General features: G+C 67.8%; 24 protein-coding genes and 1 tRNA gene. 11 read left to right on the forward strand and 14 right to left on the reverse strand.

What is annotated here, in order from left to right; all coding sequences use genetic code 11:
• Positions 1 to 116 precede the first annotated feature (116 nt).
• The gene (locus ACLFA2_RS10260) at positions 117 to 1,049 is read left to right on the forward strand and encodes a sugar-binding transcriptional regulator (protein ID WP_322955441.1); all 933 of its coding nucleotides are present in this window, start codon (positions 117 to 119) and stop codon (positions 1,047 to 1,049) included.
• A gap of 19 nt (positions 1,050 to 1,068) precedes the next feature.
• Here ACLFA2_RS10260 and ACLFA2_RS10265 read toward each other — a convergent pair whose 3' ends face one another.
• Entirely contained in the window at positions 1,069 to 2,517 is a 1,449-nt protein-coding gene (locus tag ACLFA2_RS10265; RefSeq protein ID WP_167255215.1) for a rhamnulokinase, read from the reverse strand.
• A gap of 41 nt (positions 2,518 to 2,558) precedes the next feature.
• Entirely contained in the window at positions 2,559 to 3,344 is a 786-nt protein-coding gene (locus ACLFA2_RS10270) for an SDR family NAD(P)-dependent oxidoreductase (RefSeq protein WP_426621231.1), read from the reverse strand.
• Positions 3,345 to 3,461: 117 nt separating this feature from the next.
• On the opposite strand from ACLFA2_RS10270, the gene ACLFA2_RS10275 reads away from it, so the two are divergent.
• From ACLFA2_RS10275 to ACLFA2_RS10285, 3 genes are all read left to right on the forward strand, one after another.
• A complete protein-coding gene (locus ACLFA2_RS10275) occupies positions 3,462 to 4,223 on the forward strand; it encodes a DeoR/GlpR family DNA-binding transcription regulator (RefSeq protein WP_167255219.1) in 762 nt (253 codons plus the stop codon).
• A 119-nt stretch (positions 4,224 to 4,342) separates the two neighbouring features.
• Positions 4,343 to 6,379 (forward strand): bifunctional aldolase/short-chain dehydrogenase, encoded by a 2,037-nt coding sequence (locus ACLFA2_RS10280; RefSeq protein ID WP_167255221.1) that lies wholly within the window; start codon positions 4,343 to 4,345, stop codon positions 6,377 to 6,379.
• Positions 6,376 to 7,785, forward strand: coding sequence for a rhamnulokinase (locus tag ACLFA2_RS10285; protein WP_426621232.1), 1,410 nt, complete (start codon positions 6,376 to 6,378; stop codon positions 7,783 to 7,785). Before ACLFA2_RS10280 ends, ACLFA2_RS10285 begins: the two co-directional genes overlap by 4 nt.
• Before the next feature lie 26 nt (positions 7,786 to 7,811).
• Here the strand turns inward: ACLFA2_RS10285 and ACLFA2_RS10290 are convergent, their stop codons facing one another.
• Positions 7,812 to 9,368 carry a serine hydrolase domain-containing protein gene (locus ACLFA2_RS10290; protein ID WP_426621233.1) on the reverse strand — a complete coding sequence of 519 codons (1,557 nt, stop codon included), beginning with the start codon at positions 9,366 to 9,368 and terminating at the stop codon, positions 7,812 to 7,814.
• Positions 9,369 to 9,527: 159 nt separating this feature from the next.
• Here ACLFA2_RS10290 and ACLFA2_RS10295 point away from each other — a divergent pair, with 159 nt between their 5' ends.
• Entirely contained in the window at positions 9,528 to 10,007 is a 480-nt protein-coding gene (locus tag ACLFA2_RS10295) for a hypothetical protein (protein ID WP_021201656.1), read from the forward strand.
• On the opposite strand, the gene ACLFA2_RS10300 is transcribed toward ACLFA2_RS10295, so the two are convergent.
• Together ACLFA2_RS10300 and ACLFA2_RS10305 are read right to left on the reverse strand one after the other, a co-directional pair.
• Entirely contained in the window at positions 9,973 to 10,896 is a 924-nt protein-coding gene (locus tag ACLFA2_RS10300) for a DUF1295 domain-containing protein (RefSeq protein ID WP_426621234.1), read from the reverse strand. The two genes, ACLFA2_RS10295 and ACLFA2_RS10300, sit on opposite strands and share 35 nt — an antisense overlap.
• A 17-nt stretch (positions 10,897 to 10,913) precedes the next feature.
• Positions 10,914 to 12,740 (reverse strand): AMP-dependent synthetase/ligase, encoded by a 1,827-nt coding sequence (locus ACLFA2_RS10305; protein ID WP_426621235.1) that lies wholly within the window; start codon positions 12,738 to 12,740, stop codon positions 10,914 to 10,916.
• A gap of 330 nt (positions 12,741 to 13,070) precedes the next feature.
• Here ACLFA2_RS10305 and ACLFA2_RS10310 point away from each other — a divergent pair, with 330 nt between their 5' ends.
• From ACLFA2_RS10310 to ACLFA2_RS10320, 3 genes are all read left to right on the forward strand, one after another.
• On the forward strand, positions 13,071 to 13,940 hold the full coding sequence (locus ACLFA2_RS10310; RefSeq protein WP_426622470.1) for a tyrosine-type recombinase/integrase: 870 nt from the start codon (positions 13,071 to 13,073) through the stop codon (positions 13,938 to 13,940).
• Positions 13,937 to 15,214, forward strand: a complete 1,278-nt coding sequence (locus ACLFA2_RS10315; protein WP_426621236.1) for an MFS transporter — start codon at positions 13,937 to 13,939, stop codon at positions 15,212 to 15,214. Before ACLFA2_RS10310 ends, ACLFA2_RS10315 begins: the two co-directional genes overlap by 4 nt.
• Before the next feature lie 431 nt (positions 15,215 to 15,645).
• Positions 15,646 to 16,587 carry an FRG domain-containing protein gene (locus ACLFA2_RS10320; protein WP_426621237.1) on the forward strand — a complete coding sequence of 314 codons (942 nt, stop codon included), beginning with the start codon at positions 15,646 to 15,648 and terminating at the stop codon, positions 16,585 to 16,587.
• A gap of 27 nt (positions 16,588 to 16,614) precedes the next feature.
• On the opposite strand, the gene ACLFA2_RS10325 is transcribed toward ACLFA2_RS10320, so the two are convergent.
• From ACLFA2_RS10325 to ACLFA2_RS10355, 7 genes are all read right to left on the reverse strand, one after another.
• On the reverse strand, positions 16,615 to 17,232 hold the full coding sequence (locus tag ACLFA2_RS10325; RefSeq protein WP_426621238.1) for a hypothetical protein: 618 nt from the start codon (positions 17,230 to 17,232) through the stop codon (positions 16,615 to 16,617).
• 37 nt (positions 17,233 to 17,269) lie between these two features.
• On the reverse strand, positions 17,270 to 17,866 hold the full coding sequence (locus tag ACLFA2_RS10330) for a Panacea domain-containing protein (RefSeq protein WP_426621239.1): 597 nt from the start codon (positions 17,864 to 17,866) through the stop codon (positions 17,270 to 17,272).
• 184 nt (positions 17,867 to 18,050) lie between these two features.
• A tRNA-Gly gene (locus tag ACLFA2_RS10335) sits at positions 18,051 to 18,124 on the reverse strand.
• Positions 18,125 to 18,188: 64 nt separating this feature from the next.
• Positions 18,189 to 19,043 (reverse strand): fumarylacetoacetate hydrolase family protein, encoded by an 855-nt coding sequence (locus tag ACLFA2_RS10340; RefSeq protein WP_426621240.1) that lies wholly within the window; start codon positions 19,041 to 19,043, stop codon positions 18,189 to 18,191.
• A gap of 17 nt (positions 19,044 to 19,060) precedes the next feature.
• A complete protein-coding gene (rhmD, locus tag ACLFA2_RS10345) occupies positions 19,061 to 20,239 on the reverse strand; it encodes an L-rhamnonate dehydratase (RefSeq protein ID WP_426621241.1) in 1,179 nt (392 codons plus the stop codon).
• Entirely contained in the window at positions 20,236 to 21,273 is a 1,038-nt protein-coding gene (locus ACLFA2_RS10350; protein ID WP_426621242.1) for a zinc-dependent alcohol dehydrogenase, read from the reverse strand. Before ACLFA2_RS10350 ends, rhmD begins: the two co-directional genes overlap by 4 nt.
• A 29-nt stretch (positions 21,274 to 21,302) precedes the next feature.
• Positions 21,303 to 22,646 (reverse strand): MFS transporter, encoded by a 1,344-nt coding sequence (locus tag ACLFA2_RS10355; protein ID WP_426621243.1) that lies wholly within the window; start codon positions 22,644 to 22,646, stop codon positions 21,303 to 21,305.
• Between the two features lie 124 nt (positions 22,647 to 22,770).
• Between ACLFA2_RS10355 and ACLFA2_RS10360 the strand changes: the two genes are divergently transcribed.
• From ACLFA2_RS10360 to ACLFA2_RS10370, 3 genes are read left to right on the forward strand one after another with little or no spacing between them, the layout of a single operon-like run.
• The gene (locus ACLFA2_RS10360) at positions 22,771 to 23,565 is read left to right on the forward strand and encodes an IclR family transcriptional regulator (RefSeq protein WP_426621244.1); all 795 of its coding nucleotides are present in this window, start codon (positions 22,771 to 22,773) and stop codon (positions 23,563 to 23,565) included.
• A gap of 9 nt (positions 23,566 to 23,574) precedes the next feature.
• On the forward strand, positions 23,575 to 24,180 hold the full coding sequence (gene dcd, locus ACLFA2_RS10365; RefSeq protein WP_426621245.1) for a dCTP deaminase: 606 nt from the start codon (positions 23,575 to 23,577) through the stop codon (positions 24,178 to 24,180).
• A gap of 1 nt (position 24,181) precedes the next feature.
• Positions 24,182 to 24,688 carry a hypothetical protein gene (locus ACLFA2_RS10370; protein ID WP_426621246.1) on the forward strand — a complete coding sequence of 169 codons (507 nt, stop codon included), beginning with the start codon at positions 24,182 to 24,184 and terminating at the stop codon, positions 24,686 to 24,688.
• Between the two features lie 43 nt (positions 24,689 to 24,731).
• Here the strand turns inward: ACLFA2_RS10370 and ACLFA2_RS10375 are convergent, their stop codons facing one another.
• Complete coding sequence (locus tag ACLFA2_RS10375) at positions 24,732 to 25,763, reverse strand: FUSC family protein (protein ID WP_426621247.1); 1,032 nt, start codon at positions 25,761 to 25,763, stop codon at positions 24,732 to 24,734.
• Positions 25,702 to 26,658 (reverse strand): alpha/beta fold hydrolase, encoded by a 957-nt coding sequence (locus ACLFA2_RS10380; protein WP_426621248.1) that lies wholly within the window; start codon positions 26,656 to 26,658, stop codon positions 25,702 to 25,704. The genes ACLFA2_RS10375 and ACLFA2_RS10380 overlap by 62 nt, the downstream gene beginning before the upstream one ends.
• Positions 26,659 to 26,710: the final 52 nt, after the last annotated feature.

The raw sequence follows: 26,710 nt of genomic DNA on the forward strand, positions 1-26,710 counted from the left end.
CTCGACCGACATTAGCCATGCGTGACGGATGAGACAACTGGCCGCTCATATGAGCGCAGAAGGAGAAACCGGGATATGCTGAACCGACCTGACACGACGCGAGACGAAGAGGCGACATGGGACCCGATGAACTGGTGCGGATCTCGCACGTCGCGCGCCGGCACTACCTGGACGGGCGGACGAAGATCGAGATCGCCGACGAACTCGGCCTCTCCCGTTTCAAGATCGCGCGGATGCTGGAGGATGCGCTCGAGCAGGGGCTGGTGAAGATCACGATCGAGGCACCGGACTCCCTCGATCTCGACCTGTCCATGCAGCTGCGCGCCCGCTTCGGGCTGACGCGCGCTCTCGCGGTGCTCACTCCCGGCACCACGCCCGACCTCATCCAGGATCGGCTCGGGCGCGCGGCCGCCGACCTGCTCAGCGAGATCGTCACCGAGGGCGACGTGCTGGGGCTCACGGCCGGACGCACCCTGACCGCGATGGCCGGACACCTGCGCACCTTGGCGACGTGCGAGGTGGTGCAGCTCGCCGGCGTCGCCGCCCCCACGCCCGAGAACGGCGTCGAGGTGATCCGCCAGGTGAGCCGCATCTCGGGGGGACGCTCCCGCGCGATCTTCGCCCCGTTGCTGGTCGAGACCGCCGCCACCGCCTCGGCCCTGCGTCGCGAGCCCGGCATCATGGAGACCTTCCGCCGCTTCGACTCGGTGACCAAGGCCGTCGTCGCGATCGGTTCCTGGAGCCCGCCCGACTCGCAGCTGTACGACAATGCCGGGCGCGCGGGCGCGCTCGACGAACTGCTCGCGGCGGGGGTGAAGGCCGAGATCTGCGCGACGCTCATCGACGAGAACGGTGCCGTCGTGGGGTCGGTGGCCGAGCGGTCTCTCGCGGTATCCACCGAGCAGCTGCGCCGTATCCCCGAGGTGATCGCGGTCGCGGGCGGCACCTCGAAGACGGGTGCCGTCGCTGCCGCCCTGCGGTCAGGGATCGTCGACTCCCTGGTGACCGACGCCGCTCTCGCCCGGCGCCTGCTCGAGACCGCGGTCTGAGCAGGACCGACCTGCCCGCTCAGCGGCGGACGGGCTCGTAGCGCCGCAGCTCGGTGGAGGCGCGCACCACGCGGCGCAGATCGCCGAGACCTCCGTGCACCGCGCTGTGCGCGCGGGCCTGCACCAGGATGTTGCCCATCGACGTGGCCTCCGACGGCCCCGCGACCACGGCGCGCCCCGAGCGGTCGGCGACGGCCTGCGCCAGGATCGACGACTCGGAGCCGCCGCCGACCAGGTGGATCACCCGCACGTCCACACCCGAGAGCGCCGCTGCTTCGTCGACCTGTCGGGCCACGAACGCCCCGAGACTCTCCAGCACCAGCCGCACCACGGCGGCGCGGTCGGTGGGCATGCGTCCGCCGGCCTCGGCGACGAGTTCCGCGATGCGCGCGGTCATCTGCCCGGGGCGCAGCAGGCGAGGGTCTCCGGTGTCGATCGGCACCCCGGTGCTCGGGGCGGCGTCGGCACGGGCCAGCAGCTCGCGACGGGCGGCGGTGCTGCGCGCTCCCCAGCCGTCGAGCCCCCATTCCCGCATGCACTCGTTGATGATCCAGAGCCCGGCGGCGATCCGGAGGAACCGCACGGTGCCGTCGAGGCCGAGCTCGTTCGTGAAACCCGCCTCGCGGGCCCGGTCGCTCGTGATGAGGCGATCGACCTCGACACCCGTGAGGATCCACGTGCCGCACGACACGAAGGCGAAGTCCTCGTCGCGCGCGGGGACGGCGATCACGGCGCTGGCGGTGTCGTGCGAGGCGACGGCGGTGATGTCGGTGGCATCCCCGGGCGCCAGGATGCCGCCAGCCACACGCCCGGTCACGGTGCCGGGCGCGACGATCTCGGGGAAGATCCGCGCCGGCAGGCCCAGCGCGTCGATCCGGCCGGCATCCCAGCCGGCACCGCGGGGGAGGGCCAGGCCGGTGCTGGAGACGTTCGTCGCCTCGGCGACCTCTTCGGCGCCGAGCCAGTGCGCGAGCAAATCGGGCATCAGCAGCATCCGCTGCACGGTGTCGAGACGCCCGGCCTCCCGGTCGGCCATCAGCTGGTAGATCGTCATGATCGGGAGGGCGGTGACCCCGGTGTCTCGAAAGGCATCGGCGGCGGGGAGGATCGCGTCGACGAGGGGGAAGCTGCGGTCGGTGCGGGCATCGCGCTGGTGGAAGGGAGCATCGAGCAGGCCGTCGTAGGCGAGCAGCCCGTAGTCTCCCGACCAGGCGTCCACGCCGACACTGGCGAAGGCGGGTCCCTCGCGGCGAAGCGCCGCGAGACCGGCGACCGCGTCGCGGTACAGCCGCTGGGCATCCCACCGCAGTCCGAGCTCGTCCGTGAACGCGCGGTTGCGGAACCGGTGCACCCCGTCGATCCGCAGCCGATCCCCGTCGACGGTCGCGCTCACGACGCGACCGCTGGACCCTCCGAGGTCGACGGCGGCAGCTCGGAAGGTCGCCGAGCCGAGGGGCAGTTCGGGCATGTCCCTCAGCCTAGGGTCCGGGCCTCCCGTCCGGCGGCCCCTCACACGCTGGTGTAACCACCATCGATGAGGATGCTCTGCCCGATGACGTAGCTCGACCGCTCGCTCGCGAGGTAGACCAGGAGGTCGCCGAGCTCTTCGGGCTCCCCCATCCGCCCGGCGGGGATGCGCCGCACCCACTCATCGGCCATCTCGGGGTTCTCCGCCACGAAGTCCCTGGTCATGTCGCTGGCGAAGTACCCCGGGGCGATCGCGTTGACGCGGATGCCGTGCGGCCACCACTCGATCGCCGCGCTCTTGGTGAACATCGACACCGCGGCTTTCGACGTGTTGTAGACCGCTTGGGTCTGCGGGATGTTCACCGCGAACGCCGACATCGACGACACGTTGACCACGCTGGCCGGGTTTCCTCGTGCGGCCTCGACGTGCCGGCGCGCGAACTCACGGCTCGTGACGAAGGTGCCGGTGACGTTGACGTCGAGCACCCGCCGCCAGTCCGCTGGCGTGGTGTCGAGGAGGGGCGTGCCCAGCGTGATGCCCGCGCTGTTGACGAGCACGTCGGCCACGCCCAACTGCGCGGCGACGGCGTCGAAGGCAGCCGCGACGGAGGCGTCGGAGGTGACGTCGACGCTGACGCCGATGCCACGCCGCCCCGTCTCGGACTGCAGGGCGTCGGCGGCATCGGCGACGGTGTCGAGGCGGTCGAGGAGGGCGATATCGGCGCCGGCGGTCGCCAGTGCCTCGGCCATGGCGTAACCGAGGCCCCGCGCCCCGCCCGTGACGACGGCGATGCGGCCGAGAAGAGGTTCCGTGGTGTTTCCGAGCATGAGCAGAGCCTAGCGGCGGCGCTCACCTCACGACACCAGCCGCTCATATGAGCGCACAGAGCGAGGGTCGATGATCGGGGGATCGGCCCCGGCGTGCACACCGGATAGATTCCTCCCATGGCTCTTTCCGGCAATCTCGAGGCGCAACGACGTCGAGACGAACTCGTCGAACTCGCGAACGGCCCGCAGGGCGTGATGATCGAGGCCGCTGCCGAACTGTTCGCGGTGTCGTCGATGACGATCCGACGCGACCTGCTCGAGCTGGAGGCGGAGGGCCGAGTACGTCGGGTGCGAGGTGGGGCGACCGCCGCCCCCAGAGCGCGCCCGTTCGATGCGCGCCGGGCCATCAGGGCGAGCGCGAAGAGGACGATCGCCGAGAAGGCGCTGCGACTCGTCCCGGCTCGTGGCAGCATCGCGCTCGACGCGTCGTCGACCGTCAACATGCTCGCCTCGGTGATCGGTCCGCGCGCCGGGCTCACGGCTTACACGAACTCCTTCGAGTCGTTCCAGGTGCTTCATCCGCTCGACGGCGTGACAGCGGTGATCTCCGGTGGCACCGCGGAGCCCACCACGGGCAGTCTCGTCGGCCCGATCGCCCGTCGGAGCATGCGTTCGGTCTACTTCGACACCTTCTTCTCCTCGGCCGACGCGCTCGATGGCGCCGACGGCACGTCCGAGGTCTCGGTGGACGAAGCCGAGCTGAAGCAGGCGATGGCCGCGAACGCCGGCACCACGGTGGTGTGCGTCGACTCCAGCAAGCTCGGGCGTCGGTCGGTGGCCCGCGCGCTCGAGCGCGACGAGATCTCGGTGCTGATCACCGAGCTCGATCCCGGCGACGAGCGGTTGGATGCCTTCCGGGATATCGCCGACATCCTCTGAATCTCCCAGACGCCCTCGCCAGACACCCCTTCTCCACGACGTCAGTTCGTGTTATCTTTCACAAGAAGTAACAGCACGAGTGCACACGGTCGTGTGCATCGCCCCTGTCTTGGAGAGTCATGACCAACGCCACCGCCGCCGCTCTGATCGCCCGGTCGAACCGCCTCGGCGCCGACCCGAAGAACACCAACTACGCCGGAGGGAACACCTCGGCCAAGGGCACCGAGACCGATCCCGTCACGGGCCAGCCGGTCGAGCTGATGTGGGTCAAGGGCTCTGGCGGCGACCTCGGCACCCTGACCGAGAGCGGTCTCGCCGTGCTGCGCCTCGACCGCATGCGCGCGCTCGTCGACGTGTACCCCGGACTCGACCGCGAAGACGAGATGGTCGCCGCCTTCGACTACTGCCTGCACGGCAAGGGGGGTGCCGCCCCGTCGATCGACACCGCCATGCACGGCCTGGTCGACGCCGCGCACGTCGACCACCTGCACCCCGATTCGGGCATCGCGATCGCCACCGCGGCCGACGGTGAGGCGCTGACGACGAAGATCTTCGGCGACAAGGTGGTCTGGGTGCCGTGGCGTCGTCCCGGCTTCCAGCTCGGACTCGACATCGCCGAGATCAAGAAGCAGAATCCTCAGGCGATCGGCTGCATCCTCGGCGGGCACGGCATCACCGCCTGGGCCGACACGTCGGAGGAGGCCGAGGCGAACTCCCTCTGGATCATCGACACCGCGGCCGACTACATCGCCGAGCACGGCAAGGCCGACCCGTTCGGCGGCGTCCGCTCGGGCTTCGAGGCCCTCCCCGCGTCCGAGCGCCGTGAGCGCGCTGCGGCCCTCGCCGGCACCATCCGGGGCATCGCCTCGACCGACAAGCCGATGGTCGGACACTTCACCGACGCCGACGTCGTCCTTGACTTCCTGGCGTCGGAACAGGCGCCCGCCCTCGCCGCGCTCGGCACCAGCTGCCCCGACCACTTCCTGCGCACCAAGGTGAAGCCGCTGATCCTCGACCTGCCGGCCACGGCGTCTGCCGAGGAGCAGATCGCGCGCCTGCACGAGCTGCACGAGCAGTACCGCACCGACTACCAGGCGTACTACGACGCGCACGCGACGGCCACGTCTCCTGCCATCCGCGGCGCCGACCCGCTCATCGTGCTGATCCCCGGTGTCGGCATGTTCTCCTACGGTGCGAACAAGCAGACCGCCCGCGTCGCCGGCGAGTTCTACGTCAACGCGATCAACGTGATGCGCGGCGCCGAGGCTCTGTCCACCTATTCGCCGATCTCCGACGCCGAGAAGTTCGACATCGAGTACTGGGCGCTGGAGGAGGCCAAGCTGCAGCGCATGCCGAAGCCGAAGTCGCACCAGGGCCGTATCGCCTTCGTCACCGGCGCCGCATCCGGCATCGGCAAGGCCATCGCGACCCGCCTCGCGGCCGAGGGCGCCTGTGTCGTCGTCGCCGACCTCGACGCCTCGAAGGCGCAGGCCGCTGCCGCCGAGCTCGGCAACACCGATGTCGCGATCGGCATCGCGGCAAACGTCGCCGACGCCGAGGCCGTGCAGGCCGCCCTGAACGAGGCGGTGCTCGCGTTCGGCGGCGTCGACCTCGTGGTCAACAACGCCGGCCTCTCGCTGTCGAAGCCGCTGCTGGAGACCACCGAGAAGGACTGGGATCTGCAGCACGACGTGATGGCCAAGGGGTCGTTCCTCGTGTCGAAGGCCGCCGCCCGCGTGCTCATCGATCAGAAGCTCGGCGGCGACATCATCTACATCTCGTCCAAGAACTCGGTCTTCGCCGGCCCCAACAACATCGCCTACTCCGCCACCAAGGCCGACCAGGCGCACCAGGTGCGGCTGCTCGCGGTCGAGCTCGGCGAGTACGGTATCCGTGTGAACGGCATCAACCCCGACGGCGTGGTCCGCGGCTCCGGCATCTTCGCCTCGGGCTGGGGCGCGAACCGTGCCGCGACCTACGGCGTCGCCGAAGAAGACCTCGGTCAGTACTACGCGAACCGCACGATCCTCAAGCGCGAGGTCGTGCCCGAGAACGTCGCGGACGCGGTCTACGTGCTGACCGGTCCCGAGCTCAGCCGCACCACGGGTCTGCACATCCCCGTCGACTCCGGCGTCGCCGCGGCGTTCCTGCGATGAGCGTGCGCGCGGTCGCGGCCGTCGATCTCGGGGCGACCAGCGGCCGTGTGATGATCGGGCGGATCGGGGAGGGGAGGCTCGAGCTCGAGCTCGTGTCGCGCTTCCCGAACGGCCCTGTCGAGCGCGACGACGGTCTGCACTGGGACTTCTCGGCCCTGTACGAGCACGTCGTGGCGGGTCTGGCGGAGGCGGTACGGCGCGAACCGGCGATCGAGAGCATCGGGATCGATTCCTGGGCCGTCGACTACGGGCTGTTCGCGGACGGCGCTCTTCTCGCCGAGCCGTTCCACTACCGCGATTCCCGCACCGCCCGGGGCGTCGCAGAGGTGCACGACATCGTTCCGTTCGCCGATCTCTACGCCCGCGACGGACTGCAGTTCCTGCCTTTCAACACCCTGTACCAGTACCGGGTCGACGAGCGGATCGCGGACGCGGACGTGGCGCTGCTCATCCCCGACCTGATCGCGTTCCTGCTCACGGGCGTCAGCGCGGCGGAGCGGACGAATGCCTCCACGACGGGGTTGCTCGGAGTGGACGACGGGGAGTGGGACACCGATCTCGCATCGCGCATCGGCATCCCGTCGCGCATCCTCCCTCCGCTCATCGACCCCGGCGCGGTGATCGGGTCGCTGCGTCCGGATCTCGCCGCCCGGATCGGCGCCGACCTCCCGGTGATCGCGGTCGGTTCGCACGACACCGCCTCGGCAGTGGTCGCCGTGCCGATGACGTCGCCTTCCGCCGCGTACATCTCGTGCGGCACGTGGGGTCTCGTCGGACTGGAGCTGACCGAACCCGTGCTGACGGATGCCGCACGCGAGGCGAACTTCACCCACGAGCTCGGCGTCGATGGTCGATACCGTTTCCTGCACAACGTCACCGGTCTGTGGCTGCTGAGCGAGAGCGTGCGGGCGTGGGAGGGGGAGGACGGCGCATCGATCGATCTGGCGGAGCTGCTCGCTGCGGCAGCCGCGGTTTCGGATGGGGTGCCGCTGTTCGATGCGAACGATCCTTCGCTCAGCGCGCCCGGCGACATGCCCGCCCGCATCGCCGCGCTGATCCAGGCGGACGGGGCCTCTGTTCCGACGAGCCGTGCGGCGTTCGCGCGCAGCATCGTGGAGAGCATCGCGGCGGCCTTCGCCGCGACCGTGCGGACGGCATCCGCCCTCTCGGGCCGCGAGGTCGACGTGATCCACCTCGTCGGGGGCGGCTCGCTCAACGCGCTCCTCTGCCAGGCCACCGCCGATCGCTCCGGGCTCCCGGTGCTGGCCGGTCCCGTCGAGGCGACCGCTCTCGGCAACGTGCTCGTGCAGGCGCGTGCCCTGGGCGCTGCTGCTGCCGACCTGGAGGGGCTGCGCGCGCTCGTCGCGGCGACACACCCGGTGCGCCGATTCGATCCGCGAGGCTGACGCGACGTCGGGAACGCGGCCGCGGCTCAGAGCACGCGCGTGTTCGGCATCGAGCTCACGGTCGGTCGGGCGTAGGCGCGGCGCCGGGCGGAGATGTCGGTCGGTCGTGCGGCACGCGGAACGCTCCGCTCCACGGCGATCACCTCGAACTCCTGGATCTGTGCGGGGCGCACCGGGGTGAGGTGGATCATGCAGATCAGCTCGCCGCGTTCGGCGGGGATCGACCAGGTGATGTCTGCCGGGGTCGCCGCGGAGACGACCTCGGGCGCGCCGCGGTCGCGGAGCAGCGGGCCCACCTGGGCGATGAGCTCGTCGATCGCAGCTCGGCGCTGGGGGAGCGGGCGGTCGAAGTCGATGTTGTCGGCGAAGATCGCGGCGGCCGTACCGTCGTCCCAGGAGCGGATCAGCTCGTCGGCGGCGGACATCAGCCGATGCGTCTCCGGCCACGGCTGCACGGTGCGGGCGGGGGTGTCGTGGAAGGCGAGGGCGCGGAACAGGGCGTCCTCCGACAGGGCGACCGGGTTGCTCCGGTGGCTGTTGGTGAACACGACGACGCCCTTCCCGGATCCTGCGTGCCACACCATGTTCAGGATGAATCCCGGAAGTCCGCCGCTGTGCGTGACGATGCGTCCGCGGTGCAGGTCTTCGCGCACGAAGAGTCCGAGCGCGTAGCCCCCGGTGACGAACTTCCAGGTGCCTTCGGGGCGTGCCTGGAGCGACGGGATGTCGACCTGATGGATGCGCTGCAGTTCGCGCCGTGACGCCCGGCTGACGACGGCATCGTCACTGCTCGCGGGTGTCGACGCGGGTTGTGTGGCGGCGGCGAGGAAGCGCACCCAGATGCTGAGGTCGTTGATCGTCGACTGCATGCCGCCAGCAGCGGCCATGGCATCGGACACGGCGGGAGGGAACCCCACCCAGTCGCCGTCGGTGTTCAGCGAGTAGCCGACCGCTCGGCGGAATCCCTCTTCCGGTGCGCGGTTGTCGAACCAGGTGCTGTTCATCCCGAGCGGATGCAGGATCTCGTCGGTGACCCAGTCCTCCACGCGCCGGCTCACGGCTTTGCCTACGGCGAGACCGGCCATCGTGAAGCCGATGTTCGAGTACTCGAAGGCACTTCCCGGATGGGTGCTGTAGTTGAAGCCGGGTCTGATCCGTTCGACCAGCTCCGCCTCGGAGAGGCCCAGGAACGGGTCGACCCACGAGTTGTCCTCGGTGAGCCCGCCGCCCATGCTGAGCAGCTGCCGCAGCGTCGGGGCGGCAGCCGGTTCGTCACCCACCGTGCCGTGCCACTCCGGATAGAAGTCGGTGATGGGGGCTTCCAGGTCGAGGAGCCCGCGGTCTCGGGCGAGCAGGGCGCCGAGTGCGACGAAGCTCTTGGTCATCGAGGCGATCGGGAAGACCGTGTCGGCGTCAGGGGCGGTGCCGTCGTCGTCGGCGGTCCCGAACCCCCGGGTGTGCTCCAGTCCGTCGGTGCCGACGAGTCCGTACACGAGCCCCGGCGACTGACCCGCAGCCGTGTACTGACCGAAGAATGCGTCGAGCTGGTCGACGAGCGGCACGACCAGGGTTTCGCTGGACATGGAGACTCCTTTGTTCGGGCGTGCTCTCGCGGCGGGTGCTCTCAAGCAGAACGCCGGTTCGTCTCCACACTCTCGTGCCGGGCGGTCGAAGTCATGTCCGCGGGCACCGAGTGTCGGGGCCCGATGTGTGCGGGGAGACGAAGTCGGTAGCCTTCGAGCGTGGGATTCTCACCGCTCGGGCTGATCGTGAGCATCGTCGTGCTCGCTCCCAATCTCCTGCTGATGTGGTTCCCTCCGCGCGGGCGGAACGTGCTCGTGCGCGTGCCGCGGCCCCTCGAAGGCGTCGAACGGGCGGGGCAGGCGCTGTGCCTCGTCGTGCCGGTGATCACGGTCCCCGGCGCGATCATCTGGTGGTGGGTGCTTCCTGCCGCTGTCGCGCTGGCGACCTACGACGTGCTGTGGTGTCGGTACATCGTCGAGGGCCGCGAGCAGACTCTGCTCTACGCCTCGCTCTGGCGCGTTCCGGTGCCGATGGCGGTCATGCCGGTGGTCGTGTTCCTCTGCGCTGCGGGGTGGCTGAGCAATCCATGGATCGCGCTCGCCGCGGTCGTCCTCGCTGCCGGTCACATCCCCGTCGCGCTCCTCACCCGTCGCGCGATCCGGTCTACGCCGCCGTCTCCTGCACCGCGCCCCGCGTGAGCTTCGGGATCAACACCGGCGTGTTCTCGCGGTAGGCGATGTAGTCGGCGCGATCGCCCCACTTCTTCTCGGCGCGCGCTTCCAGCAGCGGGATGCCGCTGACCCGGGTGAGCAGCAGGATCACGAACAGCGGCGAGAGCAGCGCGATCCACTGCCACCCGACGAGCACGGGGGCGGCGGTGAGGAACACGCCCACCCAGATCACGATCTCGCCGAAGTAGTTCGGGTGGCGCGACCGCGACCACAGTCCCGTGCGGATGAACTCGTCCCGGTTGCGCGGGTCTGCACGGAATGCCGACTTCTGCGCGTCGGCGACGATCTCGACCACCATGCCGAGAACCCACACGACGATCCCGACGACGGTCAGCCATCCGATGGGTGCGCGGGTGGCGGAGTCCGCACTGATCGTGATCCATGCCGCGGCCGCGGTCAGCGACACCCACGCGCCCTGGATGATCCACACCTGCAGGAACCGCAATGGGGAGCCCTTGATCTGGTCGAAGCGTCCGTCCGAGCCGGCCTTGTGCACGCGCAGGGCCAGGAAGGATCCGAGGCGCACCGCCCACAGCATCACCATCCCCGCGAGGATCCAGCTGCGCGCGTCGGGCTGTGGCGTCAGCAGGACCAGCGACGCAGAGATCGCGAAGAAGGTGAGGCTGCCGGTGAGGTCGAAGAATCGCTCGGTCTGCAGGAGCATCGCCGGGATGAACGCGATGACCTGGATCGCGAACGCGGCCGCGACGGCCAGGGCGAACAGCGGGATGCCGCCGATCGTCGCGCCGTTCTGGCTGCCGGCGACCGCGACGAGCGTGCCGATCACGAGGGCCGCGAGGATCGCGATGACCGAGGAGCGGGATGACTTGGCGTCGGAGGGCGTGGGGGAGGACATGGTGTGCTTTCTGTTTCTCAGAGGTACAGGTCTTCGACGGTGACGGCTGCGCGATCCAGCACGACGCTCCGCTTGAGCTTCATGGTGGGTGTGACGAGCCCGCGGTCGTCGAGGTCGGCGAAGACCACGCTGAACCGGCGCACCTGCTCGCTGCGCGCCACGAGTACGTTGGCGGCGTCGACGGCGCGCTGCAGGTGAGCGCGCAGCGTCGGGTCGTCCACCGTGCGGAAGTCGGATGGCGTCCTCGAGCTGACGCTGACCCCCTCGGAATCGGCCCATTCCGCGGCCTGTTCCGGGTCGAGCACGAGCAGCGCCGAGAGGTACGGCTTCCCCTCGCCGACCATCACCGCATGCGAGACGAGTGGATGAGCCTCCACCGCGCTCTCCCAGCGGGTCGGCACGATCGTCTTGCCGTTCGAGGTCACGATCACGTCTTTGAGTCGCCCTTCGAGGATCAGCCGGCCCTGCGCATCGAGACGACCGAGGTCGCCGGTGCGGAAGAAGCCGTCGACGAAGGCGCCGTCGTCGTGAGCCGGGTTGCGGTAGCCGTCGAACACGCCGATGCCGCGAGCGAGCACCTCGCCCTCGTCGCTGATGCGCACCGTGAGTCCGGGGAGGGGCGCGCCGACGCTGCCCGAGGCGATACGCCCCGGCAGGTTGCCGGTGAGCGGTGCAGTGGTCTCGGTGAGCCCGTAGCCCTCGATCACGGGGACCCCGATGCCGCGGAAGAAGAGCGAGAGGTCGGTGTCGAGGGCCGCTCCGCCCGAGAGGATGTAGCCGACGCGCCCGCCCATCACGGCACGCAGACGCCGGTAGAAGAGGGCGTCGAAGAGGCGGTGACGCACGTGGAGGCCGCGGTCCCTCGCGACGCGTCTGCCGGCATCGACCCGCTCGGCGCGGCGACCCCAGGCGATCGCCGTCGATTCGGCCTTCGCCCAGACTCCCGCCAGTCCTTTGTCGGCGGCCTTGCCCGCGGCGGCCGCCTGGATCTTCTGCAGCACTCGCGGCACGACGACCAGGAACGTCGGGCGCAGCGTGTCGAGGGTGGCGACGACCGTCGAGGGGTCGGACAGGTGTGCGATGCGCATGCCGCTGGCCAGGCAGATCAGCTGGAGGCCGCGTGCCAGCACGTGGGCGAGCGGGAGGAAGATGACGGTGTTGCCGTCTTCGTTCACGATCTCGCTGTACGCCGCGGCGATGTTCAGCACCTGACCGAGGAAGTTCCGATGGGTGAGGACCACGCCCTTGGGCTCGCCCGTGGTGCCCGAGGTGTAGACGATCGTCGCGGGGTCGTCCTGAGTGGCGGTCGTCCTGCGGGCCTCGAGCTCCTCGTCGGTGACGCCGCTGCCGCTCGCGACCAGCGCGGCGAGGGCGGCGGATGTCCCGGCATCCATCGTCCAGGCCCCGATCGTGTCGGAGTCCGACACCGCCAGTGCGTCCTGCAGGAGTGCCGCGTGCTCGGCGGTGCCGCCGATCGCCAGGCGCACACCGGCATCGGCGACGATGGCATCCACCTGCGATGGCGACGACGTGTCGTAGATCGGCACGACGACGGCGCCGGCGAACCAGGCGGCGAGGTCGGCGACGGCCCATTCGTAGCGCGTCGGCGCCATGATCGCGATCGGGTCGCCCGCCCGGATGCCCTGGGCCATGAAGCCCTTCGCCAGCGCGCGCACCTCGGCTTCGAAGGCGCGCGTCGTGATCGGCCGCCATGACCCGGAGCGCGCGTCCTCGACCTCGAAGGCGACGTGATCCGGAGCCGAAGCGGCGCGCACCACGAGCAGGTCGGTGACATTGCGGTAGCCGTCGAGCGCGGCGAGTGGCGGTGTCGTCGATTCGATCATCGGGGCTTCTCTCGGTCGTGCATACGGTGCGGAGGGCGCACGAATATCGCCCATCGACCGTTGTTCGGAACCGATGGCGATTCGGATGGGATGATCTGCAGGCGCGCGTCGGAGGACAGCGCGGTGGTGGAAGACGGCGTGGTGCGGAAGACAGCATGTCGTCCCGGTAGCGAAGTCCTTCGCGCATCGAGACTCCTTCGAGCCAAGACCTCGATCGTTCCGCCCGTCACCGAGGGGCGGTCGGCCTTGATCGTCGAAGATCGCCTTCCCAAAAACTGTGTCAATCGATATTGTCGCAGTATGAAGGCGGAAGAAGCGCTTAGTTCGTACATGGAGGAACTGCGCCGTGCGGGGCGCCGGCCGAGCACGATACGTGGCTATGAGACAGACCTAAGGGTCTTGGTCAGAATTGCCGCCGAGCACGGAGGCGGGATCGATGGTGACGTGGTGAGCGAGTATCTGGCCTGGCCGACGGCTCAAGCCATCGCCACACGTGCACGGCGACTGTCCGCTTTGCGAGGGCTTCTCCGCGATTGCGGGCGAGCGGACCTCCTGCCTCCTCATGGAGGCCGCGAACGGGCGCGCGCCGAAGAGCCGCCGCGTCGCTCCTCCCGGAACCTCAGGACGGAGATCGATGCCGTGTTCGCAGCAATGCCTCACTATGCAGACCGAGACCAGTTGGTGTTCGGATTGCTTGCTCACCTCGGACTCCGGCCTGGTGAAGTGTTAGCTCTGCAGGTGGAGGACTTTGAGGAAGCATCCGCATCCCTTTACGTGACAGGGTGGGGCGGCAAACGCAGGCGCGTGCTCGTGGACAATCGAGACGTTCTGCTGAGGTTGACCAATCACTTGCGCTTTCTGGCAGTGTCCTCGGGCCCCCTATTCACCGCGTCGGGCCGTGACACGCCGTTGCGCTACCAATCAGTTCAGCATCGGTGGGCGCAGTACTGCGCCACGGCGGGGGTTGACGTTCACCTCACCGATCTCCGGCGCGCGCACGTTGCCGATCTGGTAGCGGGCGGCGTGCCGGAAGCCGTGATCCGTGACCGAATCGGCCAAAGCACGGGGTCGCTTCACAGCGACTTCGTCTCATTCTCGAGCGAAGACAGTGACGCGCAAATCCGTGAATGGCATAAGCGTCGCAACGGCCAGGTCACCGGCGAACACACACCCCACAGCTCTGAGCGGAACGCCGGATGACCACGGGGTTCCGCACGCTCGGTAAGCCGTTCACCACGTTCCTCGTCGCAGAAACCGTCAGTGCGGCAGGCACGATGGTCGCTGTCGTTGCGCTGCCGCTGATCGCGATCGAGCAGCTGCAGGCGTCCGCATTCGTCGTCGGACTGCTCGAAGCGCTCCAGTGGTTGCCTGCTGCGATCCTCGGCCTCCTTCTGGGCGCCCTGGTCGATCGAAGCCAGCAACGCTGCCGCATGATCCTCGTAACGGCGAACTTTGGTCGGGTGGCGAGCCTCAGCGCCGTCCCTGTGGCAGCGCAGCTCGAGCTGCTGACGCTCCCCGTGCTGTTGGCGCTTGCCTTCACGACGGGAGTGTTCACCGCGATGTCCCAATCAGCCTTCACGCCGTATCTGCGCCAGGTTGTTCCGTCGAACGACTATGCATCGGCGACGGGGTCGATGCAGGCGGGGCGCTCGGCGGCCCGGGTAGTAGGGCCGGCCGTTGGTGGTCTCCTGGTCGCGCTGATCGGCGCCTCCAACACGCTGTTCATCACCGCGGGTTGCTTTCTCATCTGCGCTGTGGCGCTCCTGACGATCGTCGGTCAGGCCGCTCCGCCGCCGCCACCCCGACGGCGACTCACGATTGAGATCGGCGAGGGGTTGGGAGCCCTGCGCTCAAGCCGAATTCTGATGTGGATCACTATGGGTGCCGCGACCGCCAACCTGCTTCTCTCCGCCAGCGGTGCACTGGATATCCTGTACCTCTCGCGAGACCTTGGTGTCGCTTCGGACACCATCGGATTCGTCCTTACCGCGGGCGGTGTCGGCGGGCTGACTGCGGCGCTCGTCAGTGGGAGACTCATCAGCCGCTATGGGCTCGGCAAGGTGGCGACCTTTGCGTTCGTCTTCACCGCTCCCTCGTCGTTGCTGTTGCCTGCGACGCAATCGGGCTCGTCCGTCGCGCTGTTCGCTGTCGGTGTGTTCACGGTGAGCTTCGGAATCGCGCTCGGCGGCGTGGCGCTCATGACGCTCCGGCTACATTTCACGCCCCCGCACCTTCAGGCGAGAGTGAGCTCCGTCTCTCAAGTGTTGAACGCTGCGACGATCCCGGTCGGAGCCGTCTTGGGCGGTGCGATGGCCGAGCTCCTGGGCACACGCAGCGCGTTGGTCGTGCTCGCCGTCGGATACATAGCGTTTGCGATCGTGTTCGTCTGTAGCCCTATACGAACTGTCGTGCCGGTGCCGAATCCTGGTCAGGTCGAGAATCCAACGTCTTCGGCTACCACGGGAACGGACTGACTGCACGTCTCTGGCACGGAACACGCCAAAGGCGCCACGGAGTCGCGAGAATGTGGCGGTCGAAAGCACCGCGAAACGGGGGATAGCTGTGTGGAGGGGCTGACGGGAATCGAACCCGCGCTGTCTGCTTGGGAAGCAGGTAGCGGCCACCTGGCCTCTACTGGAATCACGGTGCAGTCCGGCGTGCTTGTTGTGTTTGGTAGTGCTGAGTTGTGGCACGTGACGGCCCCTAGTGGCACGAATGTGGCACGGGCGCGGTTGCGCTGACGGGCTCGGGTGCTCCGGTCCGGTTGGGGCTGGATGAGGGTGATGGCACTCGGGAGCACTCCGACATGGGGTTGCGTTCGGTTCGTTGCAAGGCTCGAATCGTTGTGCTCCTGCGTCATTGTCGTGAGTCGACGGCGAGAGGTAAGGTCCGGAGGGGGGATCACATGATCGGGCAGGTTTGGAAGGACGCCGGGTGGTACTACGAGCCCGAGCATGCATACGAGGTCATGACCGCGATTGCCCGAGTCGGTACCCACGGCTCCAATCACCGCTTCGCCTGGCGAGGACTCGCGAATTGCAACTATTCGCTGACGTCGTCTTTGCATCGTCAACTGGTAGATGAAGGTGAGTCGATCAGCGAGACAGTGCTCCGCGCGCGTGAAGACAAGATCCTCGAAGAGGCTCGCCGGTGGGGGTTGGGTGTTGACGGGGGGCACCTTGTAGACGACCTTCAACTACTCGCGGATCTGCAACACTTCGGCATCCCGACGCGCCTAGTTGATGTGACCAGCAATCCCATGACGGCCCTCTGGTTCGCAACCGCGCCCGTGCCTCGTCCAGCGCGCGTGACAGGCGACTCGCCACGACCGCCTACGAAGTACTCGAACACGGGTCTCCTGATCGCCATCAACATGCCCTGGTACCGGGAGGACCCGGACGGAGCGAAACCCCAGACCGTCTTCAAGACTGTAGGCAGGCCGCCCGTCACGTGGAACGACTTCGACGGTCTTTCCGCGAAACGAAACGCGGGTCTCCGTTTGCCCACACCGTTTCTCGTGAGTTCGAGCATGCCTAATCCGCGGCTGCGAGCGCAGGAGGGGTACTTTCTCGCAAGCGCCCATCCACAACCGGAAACGGCCGGGGGCCCTATGGCCAGTTTGCAGATCCCCGTGCCGGACGGGGACTCCAAAGAAGTACGGTCGCTCCTGACTGGCGATAAGAAGCGTGGCTTGCCCCCGACGCTTCCCTTCGTCGCAATCTTCATCACCGCACGCGTGAAGAAGCAGTTGAGGACCTATCTGCGGCGCACCTACAGCCGAACTGCCAAGACACTGTTTCCGGATTACGCGGGCTTTCGCGATTTCGGCGCGTGGAAGGACCGGTAGGGGCGGCCCGGTTCCAGGTGCGCGGTACTAACCGGCGTGAGTGATGCGCCGCGCGGCCATGCCAGCCCGGGCTGCCCTCACCAGCAGAAGGAACCGAGTGGGCGATAGCACCACCGTGTGATTCGGCAGACGTCCCTCGTTGTAGGCAGTCAGGAAGCCGCCGTCGTTCGTCACGCAGTAGACACGGGCGAGGGCGTCGACGTTGACAACGTGACGGCAGGTGCCGTAAACGAGCCCATCTTCATGGTCGAGAGGGGGGTCGCCGTCAGGAAAAATGGCTCCTGTCGTATCCCCCCCGGTGGTTTCCACCAGAGTGTGGATGAGGTCGGAGACAAGGCTCTGGGCGGTCTCAGGACTCCATCCCAAGCCCTGATAGCCCGTACGGATTTCGGCGATCACGGGGTGAGTGCACTTCGCATGCACAGTCTCGTCGATGTGCTCCGACGTCCAGACCTCGAGCGACTCTCGACCTGCAAACCTGCCGGTGCGGCAGACCGCGATTGCTCGGAGAGAGTCCTCGAACTGATTAGTGCTGGGGACCGGTGTCTTTGCGAGTTGGGCAACCTTCTGGTCGAACGCTGCCCAGGTGAAAGGTTCGCCAAGAAGTTCGGCTACATCCAGATAAACATTGCAGTCGAAAATCACAGAGTGCTTCTGTGGAACCGGCTCGGGCATCCTCGCGTCAGGCCTGTTCGTTGGGGAGGTTAGCGCCACCCCAACGATCGACCGGCATGTCTACGGGCAGGACTGCGAGGAGCGCATCCACGTCAACCGGTGCGCCCGCGTCGCCGCCACTTAGGTGAATACCGCCCGCGGCGAGGTCAGACGCTGTGCGACCGCCCAGCGTGCGGTGAGCCCGATAATAGGCGGCCATCGTCGCCTCGCTGATCGGCGTATTGCCAGCGGCGTCGTCGGAAAGTCCACCACGGGCCTGAACCCACGGTTCCTCGCTATGTGTAAGCGTGCTGAGTTCCTCGCCCGAGCGCGACCCATATGAGGCCAGAACCAGGTCCACGATGTCTGACGACAACGAGTCGAGTTGAATCCCGGTCAGGTCTTGATCTGCTCGACGCGTATTGCGATCAGCCCGCGCATGGCGCACCTGAGGTACAACCGGCCCGTCACGGTAAGCCTTGAATCTCTCGGAGAACAAGGGCTCGTCTGTGATTGCCAAGTGCCAGGACTGCACGTAGTAGAGCAGTTTCTGGAGTTTCATCGCGTCGGTCCACCGCCCGGATCGGGCGAGAATCACGGATGCAACCTGATCAGCAGTAACCATCTTTCCCTCCGATCTGCTGCGGGATCCTTGCCAAGTGTCGCACACGAGGATTAGCGACTGCTGTCGATTTCCAGGCGCTCGATCCAGGGATACTGGCACGTTAGTGCCATGATTTTACGCCTGAGTCCTGTTGCCAGGGCGAGCGCACTGCGACTATAAGCCCGCTGACCAGGGAAATCCTGTGTGGAGGGGCTGACGGGAATCGAACCCGCGCTGTCTGCTTGGGAAGCAGAAGTTCTGCCATTGAACTACAGCCCCGTACCCGCCCGAGAGCAGGTGAGGGCAAGCCTACCTGTGTCTCGGGCGTTGGCCAAAGCCCGGCTCAGAGTCGCGTGTCGACCAGGCGCTGCCGCTGCCGCCCGAGCGCTTCGATGCCGATCTCGACGACGTCCCCGGAGCGGAGGTACGGGTAGCGGCCCGACAGCGCGACGCCCTGTGGGGTGCCCGTATTGATCAAGTCGCCCGGTTCGAGCACGAGGTATTGCGACAAGTGGTGCACGATCTGCGCCACGGTGAAGATCATATCTGCGGTGTTCGAGTCCTGACGGGGTTCGCCGTTCACGGTCGACCAGAGTCGCAGCGCCTGCGGGTCGACCTCGTCTGCGGGCACCAGAGCCGGGCCGAGCGGATTGAAGGTCTCCGCGTTCTTTCCCTTCGACCACTGCCCGCCGGACTGCTCGACCTGGAACGCGCGCTCGGAGACATCGTGCGAGACGACGTATCCGGCCACGTGTGCGAGTGCCTGTTCCGGGCTCTCGAGATATCGAGCTCGAGTGCCGATCACCACACCGAGTTCCACCTCCCAGTCCACCTTCTCCGCGCCGGGCGGAATCATCACGTCGTCGAATGCTCCGATGATCGTGTTGGGGTGCTTGTGGAAGAGGATCGGCACGACAGGCGGAGCATCGCCCGACTCGGCCGCATGAGCGGCATAGTTCTGCCCGATGCACAGCACCGCCATCGGACGGGCGATCGGCGGGCCGACCCGCAGCGCCGCAGCACCGTCGAGTTCGGGGAGAGCGCCGGCAGCGAGGGCTTCACGGGTACGGGCTATCCCGTCGCTAGCGAGGAAGGCGCCATCGATGTCTTCAGTAAGGACGGTGAGATCGTGGACGCGGCCGTCCTGGCGCACGGCGGGTCGTTCGGCGCCGGCCGCCCCGAGTCGGAGGAATTCCATGTGTCGTGTCTCCATGTTCAGTGCGTGTAGGGGCGGTGCTTGTCGATCGTGTGGGAGAGCTCGACACCGAAGCCGGGAGTCTCCGGAACCTTGAGCCGGCCGTTCACCGGAACCGGCTCGCCGACGAGCATCGGTGAGAACATCGGGACGATCTCCTCGGCGGTCGGGTGCATCATGAGGAACTCGGCGAATGGGCTGTTCGTCCGCGTCACGACGAAGTGGTACGAGTACACGGATGAGCCGTGCGGAACGACCATGGTGCCGTGGGCGTCGGCGAGGGCGGAGATCTTCAGTAGCTCGGTGATGCCGCCGCACCATCCCACGTCGGGCTGGATCAGATCGACGCCGGTCTCGAGCAGCTGTCGGAACCCCCAGCGAGTGGCCTCGTGCTCGCCGGTCGTGATCAACATCGACGCCGGTGTCCGCTTGCGCAGCTCTGCGTATCCCCAATAGTCGTCGGGGATGAGTGCCTCCTCGATCCATTTGAGGCCGTAATCGGCAGCGGCATGGGCGAGGCGCGTCGCGTAGTCGACGTCGAGCGACATCCAGCAGTCGTACATCAGCCAGAAGTCATCGCCGACCCTCTCCCGCATCTCGGCCAGCAGAGCGATGTTCTTCCGCATCCCTTCCTCGCCCTCGGCAGGGCCGTGGTGGAGCGGCATCTTCCCACCGATGAACCCGAGCTCCTTCGCACGATCGGGGCGCGCACCCGTGGCGTAGAACTGGAGCTCGTCGCGCACCGGGCCGCCCAGCAGCTCGAACACCGGAACCTGCCGTACCCGGCCCAGCAGGTCGTAGAGGGCGAGATCGACGCCGCTGATCGCGTTCAGGACCACGCCTCGACGCCCGTAGTACAGGGTCGACTTGTACATCTGATCCCAGATGCGTTCGATGTCGGTGATCTTCCGACCCTCGAGGAATCGAGCGAGGTGTTTCTCCACGATGAATGCGCCGATCTCGCCCGCGGTCGTCACAGAGAACCCGACTGTGCCGTCGCTGGCCTCGATCTCGACCACCAGGGTGCCGAGCACGTTGAGCCCGAAGCTCTGGCGCGACTGCCGATACTCCGGGTAGACGCTCATGGGAGTCGCGATGTGGTCGTCGATCCAGTGCTCGGCTTCTTGGTCGTGGTAGTCCGCCCCACCGCCGCGGACGGTGTAGGCGCGGACCTCGCGGATGGTGGGAGTGCCGGTCATCGTGTCGTTTCCTCTCGGTCGAACCGGACAAGGACCTTGCCCGGGGTGCCATCGCCCGCTGCGAGGGCGGTGAAGGCGTCGTCGGCGGCGGAGACGTCGATCTCGCGGCTGATCAGCGCTCGATAGACATCCGGTTCGGCGCCGATGATCTCGGTGGCGTCGGTGAAGTCATCTGATCCATACGTGAAGCTGCCGATGAGCGATCTCTCCTCGGTGCTGACGAGAAAGGCGTCGATGCTCACCTGCGGGGCGCCCATCCCGACCAGGCAGATCGGCGCTCCGAGGGCCGTGCTGGTCAACGCGTCACGCAGCGTCGGAGTGATTCCCACCGCGTCCAGAGCAGCATCGACGAGGCCTCCACGCGCCCGAAGCTGGTCGGCGATCGGACCATCAGCGGGATCTATGGTCTCGGCTCCGAGGCGCTGGACGAGCTCGCGGCGAGCGGCGTCCATCTCGCTCACGAACACCGTCCCCGCGCCCGCATCACGCAGCGCGATCACGATGGACTGCCCGATCGGGCCACCGCCGATAACGAGCACCCGGCCGAGGCTCCCGGCAGGGAGGCGGCGCACGGCGTGCACGGCCACGGCGAGCGGCTCGATCAGCGCGCCCAGTTCGATCGGCAGACCATCGGGCAGTGCGACCACGTTGCGTCCGGGCACGACGACGTAGTCCGCGAACGCAGCGGGGACGTCCCGCGCCACCCCGATGACGTGCTTGCCGGGATGGTGCTGCTCGCGCCCGGCGAAGGCAGCCGCATCCGCGGCCGGAACGACGACCGGATTGAAGGTCACCGGTGTGCCCTCGGCGAGACCGTCCACCTCCGCCCCGGTGGCGGCGATCGTCCCGCTGGACTCGTGCCCCATCACCTGGCCGGGAAAGCGTCGGCCATTCTCTCCGGTGTACCCGTGGACGTCGGATCCGCAGATCCCGGTCGCCACCACGCGGATGAGCACTTCGTCGGGGCCCGGGGTCGGGATCGGGGCTTCGTGGACCTCGAGGCGTCCGATCTCGGTGAGGATGAGCTCGCGCATGAGGGTGTCTCCTTTTCTGCCGGACGCGGTCAGCGTGGGCGGGCTGTGGTGGTTGTGGTGAGTCCGATGCCGTCCGTCTCGCGAACGGCGGGGCTCACGACCCGGCTCAGGGCGATGAGGGCGGCGCCGGACAACGCGATGATGGCCAAGATGATGAGTCCTGCGTTGTCGCCGAAAGAGGCGTCGGCCCAGTTCTTGAGAATCGGCGCGAGGAAGCCGCCGAGACTGCCGAGCGAGTTTATGAGCGCGATGCCGCTCGCCGCGGCAGCTCCGAGGAGGAACGAGGTCGGCAGCGTCCAGAACACCGGCTGCACCGAGATGAATCCCGCGGCGCCGACGCTCAGAGCCGCCAGCGCGATGAGCGGATCCTGGATCACGGCGGACAGGACGATCCCGACCCCCGCGGCGGCGAGTGCGCACGTCGCGATGAGGCGACGCTGGCCGGTGCTGTCCGCGAGCCGGGAGAGCACGAAGGTGACGATGAGCGCGAACGTCCATGGCACGGCTGTCAGCAGGCCCACCTCGAGGCCGACGGGTTTGCCGACGATCGTGGCGATCTGAGTGGGCAGGTAGAAGGTCACGCCGTAGACGCTCATCTGGATCGTCAGGTAGATCGCGGCGAAGTAGAGCACGATCGGGTTCCCGAGCGCGCGCAGAGCGCCCCGTGGCGAGTGGTTCTCCTTGGCGGAATCCTCTGCCTCGAGGGCGGCCAGCAGGCTCGAGCGCTCGCTTTCACGCAGCCACTTCGCGTCCTTCGGGCCGTTGTCGAGGTAGAAGAAGGCGACGACGCCGACGAGCACGGTGAGGATGCCGGTCACCAGGAACATCAGCTGCCAGCCGTGGATGCCGACCTTGTCGTCCAGGTCGAGCAGCATGCCGGACAGTGGTCCACCGAAGATGAACGCGAGAGGTGCGCCGAAGTAGAAGAGTCCATTGACGCGCGCGCGGAACTGCAGCGGTACCCAATACGTGAGGAACAGGATGACACCGGGGAAGAACCCGGCCTCGGTGATGCCGAGGAGAACCCGCAGCCCGTAGAAGATCCACTCGTTCGTGGCGAACACCATCAATGAGGACACGATGCCCCAGGAGATCATGATGCGAGCGAGCCAGATCTTGGCTCCGACCTTGCGCATGATGAGGTTCGACGGCACCTCGAAGAGGGCATAGCCGAGGAAGAAGATGCCGGCGCCGAGGGCGTAGGCGGCATCCGAGATCCCGGTATCGGCTTGCCAGGCGACCTTGGCGAATCCGAGGTTGGCTCGGTCGAGGAACGCGAGGATGTACATCAGGAGCAGGATCGGGATCAGCCGGAGCGTGACCTTGCGGACGATAGCGGCCAGTTCGGGCCGCGTGGAGGACGAGGTGGACATCGGGGCATCTCCATTGACGAGGGAATCCAATGCGTTCACGTATATGAACGAGATGTCTCAGACCTGAACGCGCGATAGTGTGGCACACGTTCGCGTCGGACACAACGCAGCCATCGAGGGAGATATGACGGACACCGCGCAGGCCCCCCTTGCCGTGAAATCCGCCGGTCGGGCTCTGGAGATCATCGAGCACCTTGCGACGACCGAGGGTCAGACCTTCCCTGCGCTCCTCGCTGAACTGGGATTGCCGCGGTCGAGCGCGCATGGGCTGCTCCGCACGCTGGTCGCCGCGGGGTGGGTCGAATACGACGTGTCGAGCAAGCGGTACTCGCTGGGGCTCAAGGCCTGGCAGATCGGGCAGCGATACGACGGGCACCGTCTGCTTCTCGAATCGGGGCCAGCGCTCATGCGTGCGCTCACCGACGAGACGGGAGAAACCGTGCAGATGGCGCGGCTGGACGGCGTGGAGAACGTCTATATCGCGATCAGTCCTTCGCCGAACCCCATGCGCCTGGCGTCGAGTGTGGGCATGCGCCTCCATGCGCACGCAACCGGCATCGGGAAGGCTCTGCTGAGCACGCTCGGCGACGACGACGTGATCCACCGCCTGCATCAGGTCGCGATCCCGCGGCTCACGGCCCGGACGATCACCGACCCCGACGACATCCTCGCCGTCATCGAGAAAGGGCGTGATGTGGGCTACTTCGTGGATGATGAGGAGTTCATCGAGGGCTGCAGATGCGTGGCGATGCCGCTGACGTGGCCCGAGGAGACGGGCGTGGCCGCTGCGGTGAGCATCACGATGCCGACCAGTCGCACTGACGAACGATGGCCGCACTCGATGGTGGAACCTCTTCGACGTACCGTGCTGCGCATTCGAACCGGGATGCGCCTCCACGGTCTCGCTCCCGGCAACTAGGCTGAACCCGTGCTTCTCAGCGACCGCGACATCAAGGCAGAACTCGCATCCGGCCGCATCGGCCTCGACCCGCGTGAAGACGGGATGATCCAGCCGTCGAGCATCGACGTGCGTCTGGACCGGTACTTCCGCCTGTTCGACAACCACAAGTATCCGTTCATCGATCCGTCGGTCGACCAGCCGGAGCTCACGCGCCTGATCGAGGTCGACCCCGACGAACCGTTCATCCTGCACCCCGGAGAGTTCGCGCTCGGCGCGACGTTCGAGCAGGTCACGCTGTCCGACGACATCGCGGCACGCCTCGAGGGCAAGTCGTCGCTCGGACGCCTCGGACTCATCACCCACTCGACCGCGGGGTTCATCGACCCGGGCTTCACGGGGCACGTCACGCTCGAGCTCGCGAACGTCGCGACCCTCCCCATCAAGCTGTGGCCCGGGATGAAGATCGGGCAGCTCTGCTTCTTCCGCCTCACCTCGCCCGCCGAGAACCCGTACGGCTCCGGTCCTTACGGAAACCGGTACCAGGGTCAGCGCGGACCGACCGCCTCCCGGTCCTTCCAGAACTTCCATCGGACGGATGTCGGCACGACCGACATCGGAGCAGTCGGAGGCTGAGATGAGCGATGTCAGCGGCACGCGGCCCGAAGAGCCCATCGTCCCGGAGGAACCGTTCTCCCCTGACGGCGTCGAGGTTCCCGACGAGCCGCTGATCCCGCCCGCCGACGTCGTCATCCCGCCGCCACCGCCCGAGATCCCGATCCCGGAGGGCTTGCTGACCCCGCCACCGTCGGACGTCCCCTCGACCGCATCGACGCTCGATGCGGTGATCCCGCCGCCTCCGCCCACGACGCGTCGTGGTTCCGACCGTCCGCGTCCGACTCCCGCCATCCTCGAGGGGGAGCCGCCCGCCGCGGTCGCCGACGACTGGGCGCTGCCCTCCGTCGCCCCCGAGGTTCCGACATCGGGCGGCTACCGCGTGCTCACCGTCGTGATCTTCGCCTTCCTGTTCCTGCTCTTCGTCGCCGCGATCATCGTGGGCGTATACCTGCTGAACACCACGACCTTCCCGTTCGCGGGCGCAGACGGCACGGCGGCCTCGATCTGGTTCGCACAGCTGACCTGAACCCGCGTCTGAGCCCGCGCCCCGGACCCCGACGGGAGAAGCGTCACGCGCCTTTCGAGCGGTTCCGGCGCCGGAGGGCCGCCGACGCCACGGCGACCAGAGTGCCCACAGCCACTCCGATCACGGTCTCGATCGCGCGGTCCTGCAGCAGCATGTCGACCGGTGTCGGCGCGGCGAGGTGCACCATGAGCAGTGCGAGCGGGGTGATGAACACCATCGCGATGCCGTAGTTGCGGCCGACGAACAGCTCGGCGGCGGCCTGCAGTACGACCACGAGGGCGATGACGGCGAGCGGCGGCAGGTCGATGGCGAGGATGCCTGCTGCGACCAGGACGCCGAGCAGGGTGCCGACGAGGCGCTGGATGCCGCGGATCACCCGGGCATTCAGCTGCGGCCCGCTGACTGCGGCGACCGCGCCGACGGCCGCCCAGTACCAGTGCGAATCCATGATCAGCAGACCGGCGAAGCCCGCACCCGCGATCGCGATGCCGACCGACAACGCCATCTCCCCGGCGATGGGACCGACAGGCTGCCGGACTTTCGGCGCCACATCCGCGGTGCTGCGCGTGAGGATGCCGACCAGCGCGGTGATGGCCAGCCCGAACAGCACGCTCGGTCCGCCGACCACGAGCACGTCGACGAACGAGGCGGCGGTGGCCGGGATCGTGGCGCACGCCCCGACCGCGAACACCGGGAACAGCGGCCCCGGCGGATGCCACCGCATCGTGTAGGCGAGCAGGGTGACGGCGGAGGCGATGACCGCGACGACGAGGATGCTGACCGCGGCGGGAGCGGCGAGCACCGACAGCGCGGTACCGATGAGCATCGAGGCGAGGATCACACCACCCGCGCTGGCCTGCATCCGAATGCGATCACGGAACACGTCGTGGCGCCCGTAGAGCGCGGCGAAGGCCCCGAAGCTCGCGTAGATGCTCAGGTCGAGGCGTCCCAGCATCCACAGCACGAGCAGCGGCACCGCGACACTGACCGCGGCGCGCAGCGCCACCCTGTGGTCACCGCGGTGCGGTTCGACGCGCAGAACGCCGGTCCACACTCTTCCCCGGGAATCCGCCACCGATCCAGCCTACGTCGCCCTCGGAATCCTTCGACGCGGTCAGGGGGTATGCGCCCGCGACCAGGGCGACGACCGCATCGAGCGTGGCATCCGCCGACAGCACCCGCGTGTGGCCGAGACCCTCGGTGCGGACGAGGCGCGAGCGGTCGCCGTGGGCGTCGTGCAGCCGGAGGGAATCGTGGTCGGGCATGCGCCGGTCGTCACGGTCGTGCACGACGAGGAGTGCGGTGCCGGCGGGGAGCGGATGACGGGCGGCGTCATAGCGCGCTGACACCTCGGACCGATCCATGCCGAGCCTCCGACGGAACCGCTCGGAGAGGCGCGCCGTCGTGGCGTCGTCGAGGCGGAGGTCGTCGGCGAACCGGGCGACGAAGGCGTCGGGACTCGCGGCTCCGGCGATCGCGACGACCGCCGGAGTGGGAACGGTCGACCGCGCGATGGTCAGTGCGGCCAAGGCGCCGAACGAGTGTCCGATGATCGCGTCGAACGGTCCGTGGTCGGTCTGCAGCTGCTCGGCGGCATCGATCCAGTCCCGGATGTCGGTGTCCCGCCCGGGTGAGGCGCCGTGGGCCGGGGCGTCGAACGCGATGACACGGAACCCTTCGGCGACGAGCTCTCGCACGAGCGGTGCGAACTGCGAGGCCCGCCCGCGCCATCCGTGCAGGAGTAGGAGGGTTCGTGCCCCGGCCCCCCATTCGTACGTGGCGACGTCGACGCCGCGCACTGTGATTCCTCCGCGGCGCGCGTCGGCGTGGGTGGGGGCATCCGCCTCGCGCACCGCCATCCGCGGAGTCGTCGTGAAGAACAGGCGGTAGGCGATGTCGCCCGCGATCCGGGGCGAGACCGCGGCGGCGGTATGGATGCTGCGGGCGAGCAGCGCGGGAACGGACGGCATGAGAGCTCCTTCGCCAGAACAATACGAACGATCATACGTATATTAGGCGAAC

This window comes from Microbacterium sp. As-52, assembly GCF_049949185.1.
In the GTDB taxonomy this organism is placed as follows: Bacteria; Actinomycetota; Actinomycetes; order Actinomycetales; family Microbacteriaceae; genus Microbacterium; species Microbacterium maritypicum_A.

Coding starts and splice junctions, on each gene's coding strand:
- ACLFA2_RS10350 (WP_426621242.1), bottom strand. CDS start 21,273: ATGCGCGAGCTCATCCTCACCGAGATCGGACGCCTCGAGGTCCACGAA.
- ACLFA2_RS10355 (WP_426621243.1), bottom strand. CDS start 22,646: ATGTCCACCTCGTCCTCCACGCGGCCCGAACTGGCCGCTATCGTCCGC.
- ACLFA2_RS10300 (WP_426621234.1), bottom strand. CDS start 10,896: ATGTCCTCCCCCACGCCCTCCGACGCCAAGTCATCCCGCTCCTCGGTC.
- ACLFA2_RS10280 (WP_167255221.1), top strand. CDS start 4,343: ATGACCAACGCCACCGCCGCCGCTCTGATCGCCCGGTCGAACCGCCTC.
- ACLFA2_RS10360 (WP_426621244.1), top strand. CDS start 22,771: ATGACGGACACCGCGCAGGCCCCCCTTGCCGTGAAATCCGCCGGTCGG.
- ACLFA2_RS10285 (WP_426621232.1), top strand. CDS start 6,376: ATGAGCGTGCGCGCGGTCGCGGCCGTCGATCTCGGGGCGACCAGCGGC.
- ACLFA2_RS10320 (WP_426621237.1), top strand. CDS start 15,646: ATGATCGGGCAGGTTTGGAAGGACGCCGGGTGGTACTACGAGCCCGAG.
- ACLFA2_RS10340 (WP_426621240.1), bottom strand. CDS start 19,043: ATGGAATTCCTCCGACTCGGGGCGGCCGGCGCCGAACGACCCGCCGTG.
- ACLFA2_RS10380 (WP_426621248.1), bottom strand. CDS start 26,658: ATGCCGTCCGTTCCCGCGCTGCTCGCCCGCAGCATCCATACCGCCGCC.
- ACLFA2_RS10260 (WP_322955441.1), top strand. CDS start 117: ATGGGACCCGATGAACTGGTGCGGATCTCGCACGTCGCGCGCCGGCAC.
- ACLFA2_RS10315 (WP_426621236.1), top strand. CDS start 13,937: ATGACCACGGGGTTCCGCACGCTCGGTAAGCCGTTCACCACGTTCCTC.
- ACLFA2_RS10270 (WP_426621231.1), bottom strand. CDS start 3,344: ATGCTCGGAAACACCACGGAACCTCTTCTCGGCCGCATCGCCGTCGTC.
- ACLFA2_RS10290 (WP_426621233.1), bottom strand. CDS start 9,368: ATGTCCAGCGAAACCCTGGTCGTGCCGCTCGTCGACCAGCTCGACGCA.
- rhmD (WP_426621241.1), bottom strand. CDS start 20,239: ATGACCGGCACTCCCACCATCCGCGAGGTCCGCGCCTACACCGTCCGC.
- ACLFA2_RS10330 (WP_426621239.1), bottom strand. CDS start 17,866: ATGGTTACTGCTGATCAGGTTGCATCCGTGATTCTCGCCCGATCCGGG.
- ACLFA2_RS10370 (WP_426621246.1), top strand. CDS start 24,182: ATGAGCGATGTCAGCGGCACGCGGCCCGAAGAGCCCATCGTCCCGGAG.
- ACLFA2_RS10305 (WP_426621235.1), bottom strand. CDS start 12,740: ATGATCGAATCGACGACACCGCCACTCGCCGCGCTCGACGGCTACCGC.
- ACLFA2_RS10310 (WP_426622470.1), top strand. CDS start 13,071: ATGGAGGAACTGCGCCGTGCGGGGCGCCGGCCGAGCACGATACGTGGC.
- ACLFA2_RS10275 (WP_167255219.1), top strand. CDS start 3,462: ATGGCTCTTTCCGGCAATCTCGAGGCGCAACGACGTCGAGACGAACTC.
- ACLFA2_RS10265 (WP_167255215.1), bottom strand. CDS start 2,517: ATGCCCGAACTGCCCCTCGGCTCGGCGACCTTCCGAGCTGCCGCCGTC.